Source organism: Actinomyces lilanjuaniae (assembly GCF_003606385.1).
GTDB classification, from domain to species: Bacteria; Actinomycetota; Actinomycetes; order Actinomycetales; family Actinomycetaceae; genus Actinomyces; species Actinomyces lilanjuaniae.
In genome coordinates this window covers 1672121-1689411 of sequence record NZ_CP032514.1, presented here as the reverse complement: position 1 = coordinate 1689411, position 17291 = coordinate 1672121, and the positions used below count along the sequence as shown (strand labels likewise).

Here is a 17291-nt window from a genome sequence, read left to right as displayed (position 1 = left end):
CCAGGCGGCAGGGTGCCTGGCTACCAGCAGCCGCAGGCGCCTGCTCGTACGGGCACGGGAGCGTGGCACCCTGATCCTCACTCCTCTGCCCTGGCAGGGTGCCCGGACCCTGGTCTGCGAGCGGTCCCGCCTTGACGAGGCCGCTCCCGGGCGGCCGGCCTGGGCTTACCTGACGAGGTGCGCAGTGACGTGCGTGAGGTGGACGGTAGCGCGGGTCATGACCCGTGTGAGGAGGCGCACGGCAGGGGCGTCGTCGTCCCCCTGCACCCTCAGGCGGTGCCGACCGCGCCTCCCGCCGCGCCCTCCACCCGCCGGGGGGCGGTAGAGATGCCGGGCGGATACCTGCGAGCCCTGGGCTGGAGCCTGAGCGACCCGGACCGAGGCCTGGGCGGCACGGTGCTCACCCACGGTCCGCACGGGCTGGGCGTGGGTGAGCCCGACCCGGTGGCCACCGCCTCTGCCTCTCCCGCGCCTCCCGCGCCCTTGCGGGGCGCAGGATGAGCGCCTCGGGAGCCGTGCCGGAAAGACGCCTCCTGGCCCTGTGGGTGCCTGACTGGCCCGTGGTGGCCCTGACCCTGGAGGCCCGTGAGCAGCGTCGTGCAAGCGGCTCGTCCCCTCGGGGCGCCCGACTCCGGGAGAGCCGCGCTGATGTGGACCCGGCCCTGTCGCCTGTGGCCGTCGCCGCTGCCCGGGTCCTGGCCGCCTCGGCACCAGCCCGTGCTGCCGGGGTCACCGTCGGCATGAGGACGCGCCTGGCCCGGGCCACCTGTCCTGGGCTCCTCATCCTGCCGCCCCAGGCAGAGCGTGAGGCCCGCGGCTTCGAGCTCGTCATGGACGCGGTCAGCGCGATCCTGGCGGACCCGATCGTCGCCCGCCCGGGCCTGGCACTGTGCCCCGCCCGCGGCCCAGCACGGTGGGCCGGGGGAGAGGATCCGCTGGCCTCGGCTCTGGTCGAGGCCGTGGCACAGGAGGCTGACGTCGAATGCCAGGTCGGCGTTGCCGGCTCCCTGGCCGGAGCGGTCCTCGCCGCCCGCCAGGGGGTCCTGGTCGAGCCCGGGGATACTCCTGACTTCCTCGCGCCCTGGCCGCTGGAGTCGCTCCTGGCCTGCCTGACCACCCCCCGTCTGAGGGCCGAGGGCCGCGAGCTGGTGGAGGTCCTCGGACGCCTGGGCCTGTACACCCTGGGCGACCTGGCGCGCCTGCCCCACGCCGATCTCGCGGCCCGGTTCGGGCCGACGGGCGCTAGGCTCCACCGGCTGGCCTGCGGCACCGAGCACGAGGTGCCGCGCGTCACCCGGCCCGCCAGGGACGTGAGCGTGGAGGCCGTCCTGGACCCACCTGCGCAGCGTGCCGACACCGCTGCCTTTGCAGCCCGGAACCTGGCTGAGGAGCTGGTCTCCAGGCTCGTCTCCCTAGGCCTGGCTGCCGACCGTCTCCTGGTGGAGGCGTCATGCCAGGACGGGACCGGTCTGTGCCGCTGCTGGATGCTGGAGACCACTCCCACGGCCGCCGAGGTCACCGACCGTGTGCGCTGGCAGCTGGAGGGCTGGCTGGCAGGCCGATCTGGGCGCCCGCCCGCCTCGGCCCTGGAGCGTCTGCGTCTGGTCGCCCTCGGGCTCTTTCCCGCCGGGGCAGCCCAGACAGGCCTGTGGCGGGGCGCCGGTGACCAGTCAGCCAGGCGGGCGCACCGCGCAGCGAGCCGTCTGGAGTCCCTCCTGGGTGCAGGTAGCGTCCAGGTGCCTCAGGTCGTCCCCGGGTGGGACCCGCGCTCGCGGGCGCGCTGCGTCACCTGGGGGGAGCAGGAGGGGCAGGAGCGTGGGCGTACCGGCCCTGCCCAGGGCCTTCCTCGGTCGCAGGAGGGACGGACAAGCGTCCCGTGGGCTGGGATGCTCCCAGAGCCCTCTCCCTCCGTGGTCCTGCCCCGGCCCTGTCCCGTACGACTTGGCAGCGCCTTAGGCGAGGACCTGGACGTTGACGTCCAGGGGCAGCTGCTTGGTACCCCCGCCCACCTGGAGGTCTCCTGCCCGGAGGCGGTCTGCCTGCGGGACCGGCGGGCCTGCCTCGGGTGTGTTCCCGGGGCGTGCTCGCCCCACCGGCTGCGTGTCCGCTCCTGGGCCGGACCCTGGCCCGTCAGCGAGGCGTGGTGGAGGCCTGGGGGCGCCTCACGGCGCGCCTACCTCCAGGTGGTCCCCGAGCTGGGACCGCCCCTGCTGCTCGTGCGCGCAGGGCAGTGGTGGCTTGACGCCGTCTACTCCTGACCTGCTGCTCCTGCAACACCTCAGGCGGTCTTGCCCTGACCCCCTGCTCCTGCCCACCGGCTTCTGCCGCTTGCGATCTCCCAGTCCCCGGACGCTGACAGCAGCGTGCGTGGCAGCGTGTACCGTAGTCACGCCGCACCGGGACGTCCCGGGCAAGAACGTCCCGGGCAAGAACGTCCCGGGCAGGCGACAGCCGTGGCTGCCGTACCTGGAGGGTGCCAGCACGCCGACAGGTCCACGGGCCGGTACGCCGACCAGGAGGAGGAACCGCGTGGCCAAGCTCTACTTCCGCTACGGCGCCATGAACTCCGGCAAGACCACCAGCCTGCTCCAGACCGCCCATAACTACGAGGAGCGCGGGCAGACCGTCCTGGTCGTCAAGGCCGTCGTGGACACCAGGGGAAGGAGTGCCGTGGTCTCCCGCCTGGGTGTGTCCCGCGAGGTGGATCTTCTGGTGCAGGACGAGGACGACCTGCGCGCCCTGGTGCTGCGCCGTGCCCTGGCTGACCACGAGGCCGGGACCCCGCTGCGCCACGTCCTGGACTGCGTCCTGGTGGACGAGGCCCAGTTCCTCACGCCCTCCCAGGTGGACCAGCTCATGGAGCTCGTCCTCCTCGACGACGTCCCCGTCCTGGCCTACGGCATCCGCTCCGACTTCCGGACCCGCAGCTTTCCTGGGTCACGTCGCCTGCTTGAGATCGCCCATTCCCTGGAGGAGCTCAAGACGATCTGCCGCTGCGGCCGCAAGGCGGTCTTCAACGCCCGCAGGGCTGGAGGTGGGCCCGGCGGCGAGGGGGGAGGGTTCGTCTTCGACGGGGACCAGGTCGTCATTGACTCCGGGGAGGCTGGCGACGTCACCTACGAGTCCCTGTGCGGCAAGTGCTACCTCGCGGCCGGAGGTACTCTGTCGGAGCAGTGAGGGGCTGCCAGGGCCGAGCCTGTCGTTGGTGCCGCTAGCGTCGTCAGCGCCACTAGTATGGACACATGTTCGATTGCCTGGAGCGCTGTGAGGGGCGCGTTCCCCGCGCTGCCGACCGTACCGATCCTGTGGCTTCCTACGTCACCGTCCCCGCTACCGGCCTTCCGGGACCTGGCTCGTGACTCACCGCTACGCAGAGCTGCACGCCCACTCCGCCTACTCCTTCCTTGACGGCGCCAACGAGCCCGAGGACCTGGTCCAGGCAGCCATGGACCTGGGGCTGGAGGCGCTGGCCCTGACCGACCACGACGGCGTCCCCGGCATCGTCAGGCACGCCCAGGCTGGTCGGTCCCTGGGGCTGCCGACGGCCCACGGCGCCGAGCTCACTGTGGCCGACGGCTCCCACCTTCCCGTTCTAGCCCGTGGCCCTGAGGGGTATCGGCGCCTCGTGTCCGCCATATCCCGGCACAACCTGGGTACCGGGCACCGCGCTGAGCCCGCCCACGACCTGCTCGTCCTGGCCCAGGCCCTGCACGGCTGCAGTACCGGCGGCGGTAGCCTCGGCACCGGGACCCCGACGTCCGCTCCTGCCTGCCTGGTCCTCACCGGCACCGCCAACGGCCCTCTGCGACGGGCGCTAGGCGATCCCCGTCGCCCGCAGGACTGGGACCTAGCGGCGGCGGATTCCTGCCTGGGACGCCTCGTCGAGCTCTTTGCCGACCCCGACCGTCCTCGCTACCAGGACCGGGACATGGTGGGAACGGCAGCGGGCACCCCCCAGGCCAGCGCCTGTGCCGGCCTGGCTGTCGAGATCGCCCTGGACGGTGGCCCCTGCGACGCGGCCCTCACCGAGGTGCTCTCCCGACTGGCCCGTGCCCACCACCTGCCGCTCGTGGCCACGGGGGCGGTACGCTGCGCCCGCCCCGGCGACGCCCCCGTGGCTGACGTCCTGACGGCGACCCGCTTGGCGACCGACCTGGAAGGCGCTCGCGGGTACCTGCCCGCCACTGGACGCTGGCTGCGTGGGGCGCAGGACATGGTCCGCCTCCACCGCCGCCTTCCGGCGGCGGTGGAGGCTGCGGCGCAGATCGGAGCCGAGATCGCCTTCGACCTGTCCCTGATCGCCCCGGACCTGCCCTCTCCCGAGGTCCCCCACGGCCACACGCCCGCCACCTGGCTGCGTGAGCTCACCCGCCGCGGTGCGACCAGCCGCTACGGCACCCCCGAGGAGGACCCGCGAGCCTGGCAGGTCCTGGAGCACGAGCTCGCTGTCATCGAGCAGCGCGGCTTCCCTGGGTACTTCCTCATCGTGCGCTCGGTCGTCGACTTCTGTGAGCGGCAGGGGATCCTGTGCCAGGGGCGGGGCTCGGCGGCGAACTCCGCGGTCTGCTACGCGCTGGGGATCACGGCTGTCGACGCCGTGCGTCACCGCATGCTCTTCGAGCGCTTCCTGTCCCCGGGGCGCAGCGGGTACCCAGACATTGACCTGGATATCGAGGCCTGTCGCCGGGAGGAGGTCATCCAGCACGTCTACACCCGCTACGGGCGCGACTACGCTGCCCAGGTCGCCAACGTCATCTCCTACCGGCCCCGCTCGGCGGTGCGTGACGCGGCCCGGGCACTGGGCTACCCGCCCGGGGTGCAGGACGCCTGGGCCAGCCAGGCGGGTACCTGGCTGGGGGCGGCTGCCCCCGGCGCTGCCTCGCGGTGGTCAGCGGCTCTACGGAAGGAGCCCGGCCCGACGTCGGTGCAGTCGTCTGGTGAGACGGTCCCCGCCCAGGTCCTGGAGGTGGCGGGGCGGCTGCTGCGCCTGCCCCGGCACCTGGGCGTCCATCCCGGGGGGATGGTCCTGTGCGACCGCCCGGTTACGCAGGTCTGCCCGGTGCGCTGGGCGGCCAAGGAGAACCGCAGTGTCCTGCAGTGGGACAAGGACGACTGTGCCGCAGCCGGCCTGGTCAAGCTCGACCTCCTGGGGCTGGGGGAGCTGACCGCCCTGCGGCTGTCCTTCACCTCGCTGTCCCAGCGGGGTGAGACCGTCCCCGAGACCCCTGCCGACCAGGGGGCCGTGGCTGGTGCGGTGCCCGCAGTCACGGCTGGCGCCAGGGGCTCCGCCGACTGCGCCCCCTCAGCCAGCGGTGGTGTCAGTACCGGGGGCAGGACACGCCCGTCACAGGCCGGGCAGGCGTGGAGTCTGCACACTCTGCCGGAGGACGACCCTGCCGTCTATCGGCTGCTCAGCGCGGCAGACACCGTCGGGGTCTTCCAGGTGGAGTCGCGTGCCCAGATGGCCACTCTGCCGCGTCTGCGACCCTCGACCTTCTACGACATCGTCGTGGAGGTGGCCCTCATACGCCCCGGCCCTATCCAGGGTGACGCCGTCAGCCCCTACATCCGCCGCAGGCTCGGCCACGAGCCGGTCACCTACCTCCACGAGGTGCTCAGACCCGCCCTGGCCAGGACCCTGGGCGTCCCCCTCTTCCAGGAGCAGCTGATGCAGATTGCCGTTGACGCCGCCGGCTTTACCCCTGCCGAGGCGGACACCCTGCGTCAGGCCATGGGCTCCAAGAGGTCGACAGAGCGGATGGAGGCCCTGCACGACCGCTTCGTCGCGGGTATGGAGGCCCACGGTATCGACACCCCCACGGCTGAGACCGTCTTCGACCAGCTGCGCGCCTTCGCCGACTTCGGGTTCCCTGAGTCCCACGCCTTCTCCTTCGCCTACCTGGTCTACGCCTCAGCCTGGCTCAAGGTCCGCAGGCCCGAGGACTTCTACGCCGGGGTCCTGGCAGCCCAGCCCATGGGGTTCTGGTCACCGCAGTCACTCGTGGCCGACGCGCGTCGCCACGGGGTGCGGGTCCTGCCGACCGACGTCAATGCCTCGGCTGTCCTGGCCACCGTGGAGCAGCGTCCTGCGCCGGGTGCCCCTGGCTCCTGCGGCGGGGGTCCTGCTGGTGAGGACGGAGCCGATCCCTGGGGGCCTGTCAGCCCCTCGCCGCACGCCCTGACCTTCCTGGACGTCCACGGGGACCTGGGCGTGCGCCTTGGGCTGGCCTCCCTCAGGGGGCTGGGAGGCGGTGTCGCGCAGGAGATCGTCTCCCAGCGCCTGGAGGCGGGTCCCTACAGGGACGTGGAGGACCTGGCTCAGCGTGTGCGCCTAGGACGTCGGCACCTGGAGACTCTGGCGGCCTGCGGCGCCTTGTCCGGTCTCGGTACACACCGTCGCGAGGCCCTGTGGGCGGCAGGCCCCCTGGCGTCGGGGCGCCTGCACCGGGCTGCGAAGGAGGGGGACAGGTGGTTTCAGCCGCCCCTGCCCGGCACCGCTGTCGCTGTCAAGGCACCTGCGCTGCCGGTCATGGGTGAGCCTGAGCGCCAGGCGGCGGACATCAGGCTGAGCGGGGTGTCACCCCGGGGCTACCCGACCGTGCTCGTACGGTCCCGGCTGGGCCAGGCCGGTGTCCTGACCCTCGCGGAGGCCGCTAGCCAGGAGCCGGGGAAGCGGGTGAGGGCGGCGGGGGTGGTCACCCACCGGCAGCACCCGCGTACCGCTACCGGTGTGGTCTTCCTCAGCCTGGAGGACGAGACCGGGCTGCTCAACGTCGTGTGCCCTGCAGGCGTGTGGCGACGCTACCAGGACGTAGGACGACGGGCTGCCGCGCTGGTTGTCCGGGGGCTGGTGGAGCGAGCTGACGGCGCGGTGTCCCTGGTTGCCGAGCGCCTGGACGCCCTGCCCGGTGTCGTCTCCACAGGCAGCCGGGACTGGCGCTAGGTGTGCTTGGCCAGGTTGGTTGGGTCAGTGTGGCCGGTGTGACGGCACACGGTGAGGTGACGTGTCGGGTCGCGCGCGTTGGGCAACGGAAACGTCATAGCACAACGCGGCACCATGTTGTCCTATGACGTTTCTGCTGCCGAGGCTGTTACTCCCGCCGGGTGGCCGTGTAGGCAGGCAGCTCCCCGAGCACCGGGGCGTCGCGCACGTGCAGCTCGGAGTACACCGACCAGGCCACGCTGATGACCGGGACGGCGACGATCGCCCCCAGCAGTCCTGCCGAGTACGTCCCGACGGCTACCGCGATGATGACGACCACCGGGTGCAGCGAGACCTGTCGGCCCATGATGAGCGGCTGGAGGATGTGACCCTCGATCTGGCCGATGCCGGCCACGCCCAGGCCTACCACCACCATGGTGAGAGGCCCCTGGGAGGCCAGGGCCACCACCATGGCGATCACCATGGCCACCGGGGCGCCGATCAGAGGGATGAAAGCACCGATAAAGACCAGCACCGCCAGCGGGGCGGCCAGGGGGATTCCCACCAGCTGCAGGAAGATCCCTGCCATGATCGCGTCGGTGAGGGCGACAATGACTGTGCCGCGAGCGTACCCGGCGAAGGTGTACCACCCTGCTCCGGCGGCCCGGTGCACGGACTCACGCAGGTGGGCGGGCAGCTCGTTGAGGAACCAGCGCCACATCTTCTCCCCGGAGGCCAGGAAGAAGATCGTGGAGAAGACAGCCAGGGCCATGACGGCGAAGAAGTCGACGAGGCCGCTGGCGTTGGACAGGACCTCGCTGGCCAGCGACGGGGCGTTGTTCTGCAGGTAGTCCTGGCCCTGGGAGACCCACTCCTGGAACTGCTCCGTCAGCTGCTGCTGGGTTACGTGCAGGGGGAGCGGACCCGTCTCCACGAAGTCGACGATGGTGTCCAGGCCGTCACTGAACTGGGCCGCCAGGGAGTCCCACTGGCCGGTAACTGAGGTGACGACGTAGGCAACCAGGCCCACCAGGGAGGCTAGTGCCGTCAGCAGAGCCAGGAAGGTCGCCGGGTAGCGGGGCATCACTCGGACGAAGAGGCTGACCAGGGGCTGGAGGATCGAGGTGAGAACCAGGGCGATGAACAGCCCGACGAACACCGGGACGACTCTGGCAGTGACGAACACCATCAGGGAGACGATGATGATGACGCCCAGCAGCAGCCAGGCTCCTAGGCCCCCACGGACCAGCCAGCGGGGTAGGGAAGCCAGGACAGTGCGGGTCGTGACGTCGTCAGTAGCCGGTACCGCGATGGCCTGCGGGTACGCGGGCTTCCGTGGTGCCGTGGCAGGCGGGTGGGCGGCCAGCGCCTGGTCGGAGTCGGTGGTGCTAGCTGGGCCGACCTGGTTGGGCTGCTCGGCCCCGATGTCCTGCCCGATGTCCTGTGCGCCCTGGCTAGCCCCGCCCTCCTGATGGTAGGCCAGGTGGGCGGCGCGGTCCGCCTGGCGTCGTTCCTCGGCCCGGTCGATGGTGCGTCCCAGGATCTCACGGACGCGACGCAGGTGTGCGAGCACCCCGGTGCGGTGGGTGCCGCCGCGGGGGCTCGCGCCGTCCGGTGCCTGGTCAGCTGCTGCGGGAGTTCGGGCCTGCGGCACGAGCACCTCCTGCTGGGCCTCGTCGGCGGTGCCGGAGGGCGGCTGCGTAAGCGGCTCCGGAGGCAGGTCTGTGTCCACGGACTCGTCCTTTAAGTTACCTGTGGGGGGTGCTGTGACTGTGGTCGGGCTGACGGAAGGGGGCTAGCCTACTAGCGTGGAAGCATGGCACATGCAGCACATCGCCACACCCCCGACGACACCAGCGGAGCCTCCGGTGCCCCGGGCAGCACCGCCCTCAGCGCTGGCGCGGACCCTGTCCCTGGTACTGGCCAGGCCGGCCCGTCCCTGTCTCTTCCCCCCACTGCGGCCCTCACCGCCGGACGGGGCGGTCAGCCCCGTCTCCTGGTCGATGCTCCGGCCGGGTACGGGGAGGTCTACCTCCACGGCGCCACCGTGACCTCCTGGAGACCCCGAGGCAGCAAGGAGGTCATCTTCACCTCCCGCCAGGCTGTCTTTGACGGACGGACCGCGATCCGCGGCGGCGTACCCTTGTGCCTGCCGGTCTTCAGCGACGGGATCCACGGTGACGCCCGCCCCAGGCACGGGTGGGCGCGTACCAGCCCCTGGCGGCTGCTGTCAGTGTCGCCCACCAGGGAGGCCGGGGTGCGGGCGCTGTTCCTGCTCTCCCGGGACCACCTGACAGCCCTGTACGAGGTGGAGGTAGGCCACGAGTTGGTCCTGAGCCTGTCGCTGCGCAACGACGCCGCCTCCCCACGGACCGTGGAGGCGGCGCTGCACACCTACCTGGCGGTCCATGACGTGACCGGGACCGAGGTCAGCGGCCTGGACGGCGCCCCTTTCACCGACAACCTCTCCGGCAGTGTCCTCAGCGGTCTTCCCGAGAACCCCCCTCCCGGGGCGGGAGGGCGCCACCTGCTGCAACGCGGACCCGTCACGGTCAGCGGGCCGGTCGACCGCATCTACCGCAGCGAGAGTGACCTGCGGGTGTCGGACCCGGGTCACCACAGGGTCATCACGGTGCGCAAGCGCAACGCCGCCTCCACCATCGTGTGGAACCCGTGGTCCACTGGCAGCGCCGCCATGCCGGACATGGCCGATGACGAGTTCGCCTCCATGCTCTGCGTGGAGGCGGGCGCGGTCCGCCAGGACGCCCCCACCATCATGCCGGGGGAGAGCTGGTCGATGCGGGCTGTCGTGGGTACAGAGCCTGCCTGAGCCCTAAGAAGGCTGTCCCAGATCAGTGTGACGGGAAGTTGTGACGGGAAGCACTGTGGGCTGGTTTTGTCGGCTTCGCCGCGGTCGTGCTAAGTTTCTCTGCGTTGCCTGGTGCTACTGAGGCAGCAGGAGTCATCCTGTCCGAGTGGCGGAATAGGTAGACGCGCTAGCTTGAGGTGCTAGTGCCTTATTAAACGGGCGTGGGGGTTCAAGTCCCCCTCGGACACCCGGGCAGAGGGGTCCCGGAAGCCAGTACCTGGCTTCCGGGGCCCCTCGTTCTCTGTCTGTCTCTGCTTCTCTATCCGTCTCTTTCTCTATCTGTCTCTGTCTGTCGCGTTCCGGGCGCCGGGCCTGATCAGCACCGGGACGGTGCGGGTCAGCCCCACTCGGGGCGGTAGCGTTCGGGGCGGGAGGGCAGGCACCACAGCACAATGAGCGCGATGCTCCCGCCGGGTACCAGGACGAGGAGGAAGAACAGCCCGGAGAACCCGCCGTCGTGGAGACGACGTACCCCCGACGCTATGTACGGGACAATGGTGCCTAGACCGATGACCATGTACAGGAACCAGCCCACGGCTATGACTGCCGCGTTCGGCGTTCCGTCGGAGGAGGCCGCAGCGCTGCCGGCCGTCAGGCCCAGCACCACCAGCGTGACGACAAGCTGGGCCGCGAGCAGGGCAGCGAGGGCCCACCAGAACTCTGAGCGTGAGGCGTAGCCGCGGAACTGGGCGTAGCGCTGGAAGAAGCGCCTGACCGCCTGGATGGGGTCGGCTCCCGGCAGCGGCGCGACCTCAGGAGACAGGGTGGGGGAGAAGCCGGGCTGGCCGTAGCCAGCCCCGTAGCCGTAGCCGGCCCCGTAGGCACTGCCTGTTGCGTAGGCATTCTGCTGGCCGGGGTAGGCTCCGGCCTGCTGGGCATAGGCCTGCTGCGGCTGGGGCGCGCCCTGGCCAGGGCTGCTTGCGTAGGACATGGTGAGTGCTCCACTTCGTAGGGTGCAGATTTGTCAACACCGTACCCAGCCCGGAGTCAGGCTAGGGCGGCACCAGCAGACGACAGTACGCGGTAGCCGCGACGCCGCGTGAGCTAGGGGCGTGCCTGTCTCATCACGAGAGAGATGGCGGTCTTGGCGGGACGCTAGTATGACGACCATGCAGCCCTGCGATATTACGGTCCCTGCCGACGGCGACTGTCCTGAGCTCCTGCTGTCCGCGCCCACGCTGGCTGATATCGAGCGTATCGCCGAGATCTGCGACGACCCTGACATCCAGGAGTGGCTCACTGTGCCGCACGGCTACACGGTGGAGGACGCCCGTGACTTCGTCAACGACGTCGCCGCCCCCGGGTGGAAGACCGGCAAGGAGCTGACCTGGGGGATACGCGAGTCTGACGGCCGGGGGGGCTGGTACCTGGTTGGGCTGGTCAGCCTGGGCGCACAGCCCGGCGACGTCCGCACGCTCGGGTTCAGCCTGGCCGCCCAGGCGCGGGGCCGCGGTGTCATGACCCGGGCTGTGCGCGCCGTCGTCGACCTCGCCTTTGACGCGTCCGGACCGGTACGTGCCGCCGCGCTGCGCTGGGTCTGCGAGGTCCACGACGGCGTGCCCAACTGGGCCTCCTGGCGCGTGGCCTGGAGGCTCGGCTTTACTCGGGAGGCTCATCTGCGGGCCGCGCTGCCCAACAAGGGGGACCTGCACGACGCCTGGTACGCCACCCTCCTGCCTGGTGACCCGCGTGAGCCTCGAGCCCCCTGGGACGGTCCCGCTCCCAGGAGTGTCCGGGCGGGAGCCTCCGGACCAGAGGTGGCAGCACCAGGGCGGGGGAGCGGCTCCGGTGGCGCTGGTCGTGCCGGGGCAGCCTGGACGCCCCTGGTGCCCCACGACGGCGTGGGCAGGCGGGAGGGGGACGACCCTGAGGCCCTGGTGCGCCGCTTCCACCACGTCTACGAGCTGCCGGTCCGCACCGACGGCCCCTGCCTAGACCGTCCGAGCCTGGGCATGCGCATGAGCCTGGTCGCCGAGGAGTTCGCCGAGCTCACCGGTGCCGTCTACGGTGCCGACGCCCGGGCCGAGGTCGAGGCCGCCTACGCCCGGGCGGTCCGCTGCGACGACGGTACCCGCGACACAGTGGGCGCAGCCGACGCCCTAGCGGACCTGGTCTACGTCATCTACGGCATGGCCCTGGAGACGGGGATCGACCTGGCCGCCGTCCTGGCCGAGGTCCAGCGCTCCAACATGTCCAAGCTGGGTGAGGACGGCAGGCCTGTCTACCGTGAGGACGGCAAGGTGCTCAAGGGGCCGGGCTACTTCCCGCCCGACGTCGCGGGAGTCCTGGGCCTCCAGGCGGGAGACGAGGAGGGCAGGTCTCCACGGTCCTGACCTGCTGGGTACCTCCTGTGCCCGGGGCGGTCCGAGCGAGGCTGCTCCTGCCCTGCCTGTGCGTAGCAGCACAACGGACCCGCACCAATCTATACTGTACGTATAGTAAAGTTTCAGGCGTGACCCACACGCCTTGCACCCTCGCGTCCCCAGGGCGCACCGTCCCCAGAAGGCGGGACTGGTGTGCCCTGGCCGTCCTTGCCCTGGCGGTGACCCTGCTGTCCATCGACTCCACGGTCCTGTCCCTGGCGGTTCCCCTGATGAGCGCAGACCTGGGCCCCACGGCCAGCCAACTGCTGTGGATCGGTGACATCTACTCCTTCGTCCTGGCCGGACTGCTCGTCACCATGGGTAACCTGGCGGACCGTGTCGGCAGGCGCCGCCTTCTCCTCATCGGGACCGTGGGCTTTGGGGTCTCCAGCGCCCTGGCGGCGCTGGCGCCCAGCGCCGGGACACTCATTGCCGCCAGGGCGCTGCTGGGCCTCAGCGGTGCCACTATCATGCCCTCCACACTCTCCCTGGTGCGGACCATATTCCCTGACCCTCGCACCCGGGCCACGGCCATCGCGATATGGTCCGCGGGCGCGTCGGGTGGTCTGGCTCTGGGCCTGTGGTGGGCGGGCTCCTCCTGGAGCACTTCTGGTGGGCAGCGTCTTCCTCATCAACGTGCCCGTCATGGTGCTGGTCGTGGTCACTGGCCTGTTCCTGCTCCCAGAGTCGCGCAACGTACAGGGGGGCCCGGTCGACCTGCCCTCTGCTGTCCTGTCTGTCGTGGCGATCGTCTCGGTGGTCTACGCAGTGAAGTCCCTGGCCCACGACGGGCTGACGCTCCTGGCGGTCCTGGCCCTGGCGGCAGGTGCGGGCGCGAGCTGGGTTTTCCTGCGGCGGCAGCGCGTCCTGGACACCCCGCTCATCGACGTTACCCTGTTCCGCAGGCCCGCCTTCACCTGGGCCGTCCTGGCTACCGTCATGACCAACTTTGCCCTGGCGGGACTACTGTACTTCTTCTCCCAGTACCTCCAGTTGGTGCGAGGCATGTCCACCCTCTACGCCGGCCTGACCGAGATGCCGGCCTCTCTCGCCGCAGTCGTCGTCGTGGCCGTGGTCGCCTGGGCGCTACGGCACCTGGGCTACGGCAGGGCGCTGGGAGGAGGTCTTCTGACGGCCGCAGCCGGGCTGGCCCTGGTCGCCGTGGCGGAGTCCTACGGTGGTGTCGTCGGCATCGTCCTTATCTGCGCGGGCATGCTGGTGGTGGGGGCCGGGGTCGGCCTCGGCTTCACTATCTCTACCGGGGCCGTGTTGGCAACGGTGCCTGCCCAGCGTGCCGGGGCAGCCTCTGCCGTCTCTGAGACGGGTATGGAGCTCGGTGCTGCTCTGGGGATCGCGGTGCTGGGGACGGTCCAGGACGTCGGATACCGTCTCTACCTGGGTACCGTGGCGCACGGTGTCCCGGCGGAGGTAGCGCAGGCGGCCCGGCAGTCTCTGCCGACGCTGTCAGGCATTGTGGACGCTTCCAGCCCTGACCAGGCTGCTCTGCTGGACCAGGCCCGGACGGCCTTCACCCACGCCATGCAGACCACCGCCGTGATCGCGGCTGCCATCCTGGTCCTCGCCGGGATTATGGCCGCCCGCCGTGTTCCCGCCCAGGGTGCGCAGGACGGCGGCGAGGTCTCCTGACGGGGTGGGGTGGGACAGGGGCGTGACATCATAAGGTCATGAAGCAGTCCAGACGTGCCCTCATCATGGAACGTGCCCTGGAGATCACCCACGAGGAGGGCTTCGACGCCCTGACGTTCGAGGCGCTGGCCGAGCGTGTGGGGGTTACCCGCGGGGGGGTTGTCTACCACTTTCCCACCAAGGACGACCTCGCGGCCGGGATCGCCTCGATGCTGCTGGAGCACTGGCAGGCTGCTGCCCGCCTCGCCCTGGGGAAACCTCTAGGGCAGGCGAGCCAGGCTGAGCGCCTCCAGGCGCTGGCTCGCAGCATTCTGGAGGGCGAGATCCAGCGTGGAGAGCTGTCCTTCGTGATGTCGCCGGTCTCGAGGGCGGCCCAGCTGGCTGCGGCCTGGGACACCCTGTACAGCGAGTGGGTGGGTGACGTCAGCACCCTCACGCCGATCCAGCGCGTGGGACTCCTCGCTGTCGACGGATGGTGGCTCAGCCGTGCTGACGACTCGCCGGGCGTAGACCTGCAGGACGAGGAGACCATGAGCCTCATCATCCGCATGGTGGCAGGTGAGGGCTTGTAGGGCCGGGACCAGGGGGAGCGGTCCTGTCGTGCGCCCGGACGTCTGGTCGGGGTTCCGGGCCATGCCTGTCCCTCCGGCGTCCTCCTCTCCCCAACGACTTCACCGGGTGACCAGCTCGTGGCAGGATGTGTCCATGGCGACGGCGGGCGGACCGTGGTGACGGGGACGAGCCCGCCGTACGGCCGTCAGCAACCACCTGCCTGACCGGAAGGAGCACACATGGCTCGCGTCACTGTTGTCGGAGGGGGATACGGTGGCATCACGGTCGCCAAGGCGCTTGATGACGTCGCTGAGGTCACTCTCGTGGAGCAGAAGGACACCTTCGTCAACCACGCCGCGGCTCTGAGGGCCGCCGTGGACCGGGAGTGGGCCGACAAGATCTTCATCCCCTACGACAACCTCCTGGTACATGGGCGGGTCGTCCACGGTACGGCCCTGGCGGTGCGGGGACCACGGTGGAGGTCTCCGGCGAGGGGCCGCTGGAGGCCGACCACCTCGTCCTGGCTACGGGGACGGCCTACCCGTTCCCCGCCAAGCACATGGAGTCCTCCTCGGTCATCGCCAAGGCCCGCATCGAGCGGGTACGGACCAACCTGGAGCAGGCAGCGCGGGTGCTTATCCTTGGGGCCGGAGGGGTCGGTATCGAGCTGGCGGGGGAGATCACCTCCGCCTTTCCCGACATCAAGGTCACTCTGGTGGAGGCGGCCGACCAGATCCTCCCCTCCGACGACTGCAGGCCCGAGCTGCGGCAGTCCATCTCCGCCCAGCTGGCCCAGCGCGGTGTCGAGGTCGTCACCGGTGACACCCTCGGCTACCTGCCACCGGTTGACGTGGGGGTCCTCTCCCCGTTCCGGGTGGACACCAGGGCCGGGCGTCGTATCGAGGCCGACATGTGGTTCCGCGCCTACGGCTCCGCGGCTGCCACGGGCTTCCTCGGCGAGGACTACGACGACATCCGCCGCTACGACGGGACCATTCGCGTCGACAGCCACCTACGGGTGCTTGACCACCCCGGGGTGTGGGCTATCGGAGACATCACTGACGTGCGTGAGTCCAAGCGCGCCCAGGCGGCGCGTGACCACGCCCAGGTGGTCGCTCGCAACATCTCTGACGTCATCGCGGGCAGGCAGCCGTCAGCCACCTATGCCCCAGGCACCCAGATGACCGTCCTGCCGCTGGGTCCTGACGGAGGTGCCTCTCAGGTCCTGCGCGACGGTGTGCGTGTCGTGGTGGGACCCGAGGAGACTAGCCGCATGAAGGGGGAGGATCTTTTCCTGGGGTTTGTCCGTGAGGAGCTCGGGGCTAACGGCTGAGCGACGCGGGGGGCCGGTTCCCAGTGCGCCAGGCCGCCTAGAGCAGGTAGTCTATGCCACATGACGAACGACCCGCGGTCCGCACTCAACCGACTCATTGCCGCTTTCGAGGCGCACCTGGATGCTGCCGCTACCGGTGACGAGTTCTCGCCGGCCGTGGTCGCTGCCGAGAGCACGCTCCAGGAGGCTTTCTTCACCTACGACGACGCCCTTTTCACCGCCTTCGGGATCGAGCTGCCCTTCGACGCCTACGACGGTGATGACGACGAGCAGGATGACGACGACTACGACGACCTTGATTCCGAGGACTCCGAGGACGAGGACTATGAGGAGGACGACTCGGAGAACGGTACGTATGACGACGATCTTGACGACTACGGCGAGGAGGACCTGGAGACGCAGAGCGAGGTCTGAGCCCTTGTGCCGCCGTCTCTTACCTCAGCCAGCCTCGCAGTAGCCCCAGGCAGCCCCGGCCCGGTCTCAGAACCGCTCGGGATAGCCCAGGACCGGTGCGGTTACCTCGTCCAGGGCGTGGCGGATCTGTACAGGCAGGTGCAGGTCCTCTGCCGCGAGCGCGCCCTGCAGCTGGGAAGGGGTACGTGCCCCCAGGATGGTGCAGGCGACTCCGGGGCGTCGCGGGCCCAGGCCAGAGCCACCTCGACCGGCTTGCGGTCCAGGCCTGCTGCTGCGGTGGCAACCGCCTCACCGACTCCGCGGTGGTGCTCTGCCAGGTAGGGTGCCACGTAGGAGCGCAGGTGGGGGATGCGGCCCGGGAGTCTGGGGGAGTGGAGGAGCGGTACTTGCCGGTGAGGACTCCCCGTCCCAGCGGGGCGTACCCGATCACGCCAAAGCCTAGTGCGCCCGCAGCAGGAATGAGCTCGCGCTCCACACCTCGGGCGAACAGGGAGTGCTCCACCTCTACGGCAGCCAGCCCTGGCCCCTGGATGCCCTCGCTGAGGAGGTCACTGACGCGTACGGTAGCCCAGGCGGGGTGGTTGGACAGACCCACGTAGCGTGAGCGTCCCGAGGCCACTGCGGTACGCAGGGCGTGGGCGGTCTCCTCCAGCGGGGTAGTGGGGTCTGGGACCTGGACCAGCCACAGGTCCAGGTGGTCGGTTCCCAGACGCTCCAGAGACGCGTCCAGGGTGTCCAGGAGGGTCCCGCGGGAGGCGTCGGCCGCGCTAGGACGCTCTCCGGTGCGCCACGTGCGCACTCCGGCCTTGGAGACCAGGACCACGTCCTGGCGGAGCACGTGCTCACGCAGAAGGGTTCCGACCACCTCCTCAGAGGCTCCCTCGCAGTAGGAGGCCGCAGTGTCGAGCACGGTGCCCCCGGCGTCGAGGAACACGTCCAGCTGCTCCCTGGCCTCCAGCTCGTCGGTGTCACGGCCCCAGGTCAGGGTGCCCAGACCCACTGACGAGACCCGCAGTCCGGTCCGGCCAAGCTTCCTGTGCTCCATGGGACAACCGTAGTAGTTCCTGCGAGCCCCTGGTTGCCGGCACCCAGGTTGCGGGCGCCTGTACCAGCGTTGGCCGAGGATCCCGGCCCGAAAGCGCTGCACCCGTCGCCAGCCCCGGTGGCCACGTGGGCGGCGAGGCTGGCGAC

At 70.3% G+C, this 17291-nt stretch carries 10 protein-coding genes, 1 tRNA gene and 3 pseudogenes; 11 read left to right on the top strand and 3 right to left on the bottom strand.

The features are described from left to right. Positions 1–189: 189 nt before the first annotated feature. The 4 genes from D5R93_RS13235 (at position 190) to dnaE (ending at position 6943) form a co-directional block, all read left to right on the top strand. The gene (locus tag D5R93_RS13235; protein WP_162933869.1) at positions 190–501 is read left to right on the top strand and encodes a hypothetical protein; all 312 of its coding nucleotides are present in this window, start codon (positions 190–192) and stop codon (positions 499–501) included. Further along, a complete protein-coding gene (locus D5R93_RS07185; protein ID WP_119835140.1) occupies positions 498–2258 on the top strand; it encodes a DNA polymerase Y family protein in 1761 nt (586 codons plus the stop codon). The genes D5R93_RS13235 and D5R93_RS07185 overlap by 4 nt, the downstream gene beginning before the upstream one ends. A 271-nt stretch (positions 2259–2529) precedes the next feature. Then, on the top strand, positions 2530–3177 hold the full coding sequence (locus D5R93_RS07180; RefSeq protein ID WP_119835139.1) for a thymidine kinase: 648 nt from the start codon (positions 2530–2532) through the stop codon (positions 3175–3177). A gap of 178 nt (positions 3178–3355) precedes the next feature. Then, complete coding sequence (gene dnaE, locus D5R93_RS07175; protein WP_120204539.1) at positions 3356–6943, top strand: DNA polymerase III subunit alpha; 3588 nt, start codon at positions 3356–3358, stop codon at positions 6941–6943. A gap of 148 nt (positions 6944–7091) precedes the next feature. On the opposite strand, the gene D5R93_RS07170 is transcribed toward dnaE, so the two are convergent. Next, complete coding sequence (locus D5R93_RS07170; protein WP_120204537.1) at positions 7092–8654, bottom strand: AI-2E family transporter; 1563 nt, start codon at positions 8652–8654, stop codon at positions 7092–7094. Between the two features lie 84 nt (positions 8655–8738). Here D5R93_RS07170 and D5R93_RS07165 point away from each other — a divergent pair, with 84 nt between their 5' ends. Together D5R93_RS07165 and D5R93_RS07160 are read left to right on the top strand one after the other, a co-directional pair. Further along, the gene (locus tag D5R93_RS07165) at positions 8739–9752 is read left to right on the top strand and encodes a D-hexose-6-phosphate mutarotase (protein ID WP_120204535.1); all 1014 of its coding nucleotides are present in this window, start codon (positions 8739–8741) and stop codon (positions 9750–9752) included. Positions 9753–9890: 138 nt separating this feature from the next. Next, positions 9891–9979: transfer RNA gene (locus D5R93_RS07160), tRNA-Leu, on the top strand. A 149-nt stretch (positions 9980–10128) separates the two neighbouring features. Here the strand turns inward: D5R93_RS07160 and D5R93_RS07155 are convergent. After that, entirely contained in the window at positions 10129–10722 is a 594-nt protein-coding gene (locus D5R93_RS07155; protein WP_120204534.1) for a DUF805 domain-containing protein, read from the bottom strand. A gap of 178 nt (positions 10723–10900) precedes the next feature. Here D5R93_RS07155 and D5R93_RS07150 point away from each other — a divergent pair, with 178 nt between their 5' ends. The 5 genes and pseudogenes from D5R93_RS07150 to D5R93_RS07130 all read left to right on the top strand — a co-directional run bounded on the left by D5R93_RS07150 (position 10901) and on the right by D5R93_RS07130 (position 16100). Next, positions 10901–12124, top strand: a complete 1224-nt coding sequence (locus D5R93_RS07150) for a GNAT family N-acetyltransferase (protein ID WP_120205901.1) — start codon at positions 10901–10903, stop codon at positions 12122–12124. Positions 12125–12243: 119 nt separating this feature from the next. Continuing rightward, positions 12244–13801, top strand: a pseudogene (locus D5R93_RS07145) (MFS transporter). Between the two features lie 38 nt (positions 13802–13839). Beyond that, positions 13840–14373 carry a TetR/AcrR family transcriptional regulator gene (locus D5R93_RS07140; RefSeq protein WP_119835133.1) on the top strand — a complete coding sequence of 178 codons (534 nt, stop codon included), beginning with the start codon at positions 13840–13842 and terminating at the stop codon, positions 14371–14373. A gap of 219 nt (positions 14374–14592) precedes the next feature. Further along, positions 14593–15686: pseudogene (locus tag D5R93_RS07135) on the top strand (NAD(P)/FAD-dependent oxidoreductase). A gap of 60 nt (positions 15687–15746) precedes the next feature. Further along, the gene (locus D5R93_RS07130) at positions 15747–16100 is read left to right on the top strand and encodes a DNA primase (RefSeq protein ID WP_120204531.1); all 354 of its coding nucleotides are present in this window, start codon (positions 15747–15749) and stop codon (positions 16098–16100) included. Between the two features lie 66 nt (positions 16101–16166). On the opposite strand, the pseudogene D5R93_RS07125 reads toward D5R93_RS07130, so the two are convergent. Beyond that, positions 16167–17145 (bottom strand): annotated as a pseudogene (locus tag D5R93_RS07125) (aldo/keto reductase). Positions 17146–17291 lie beyond the last annotated feature (146 nt).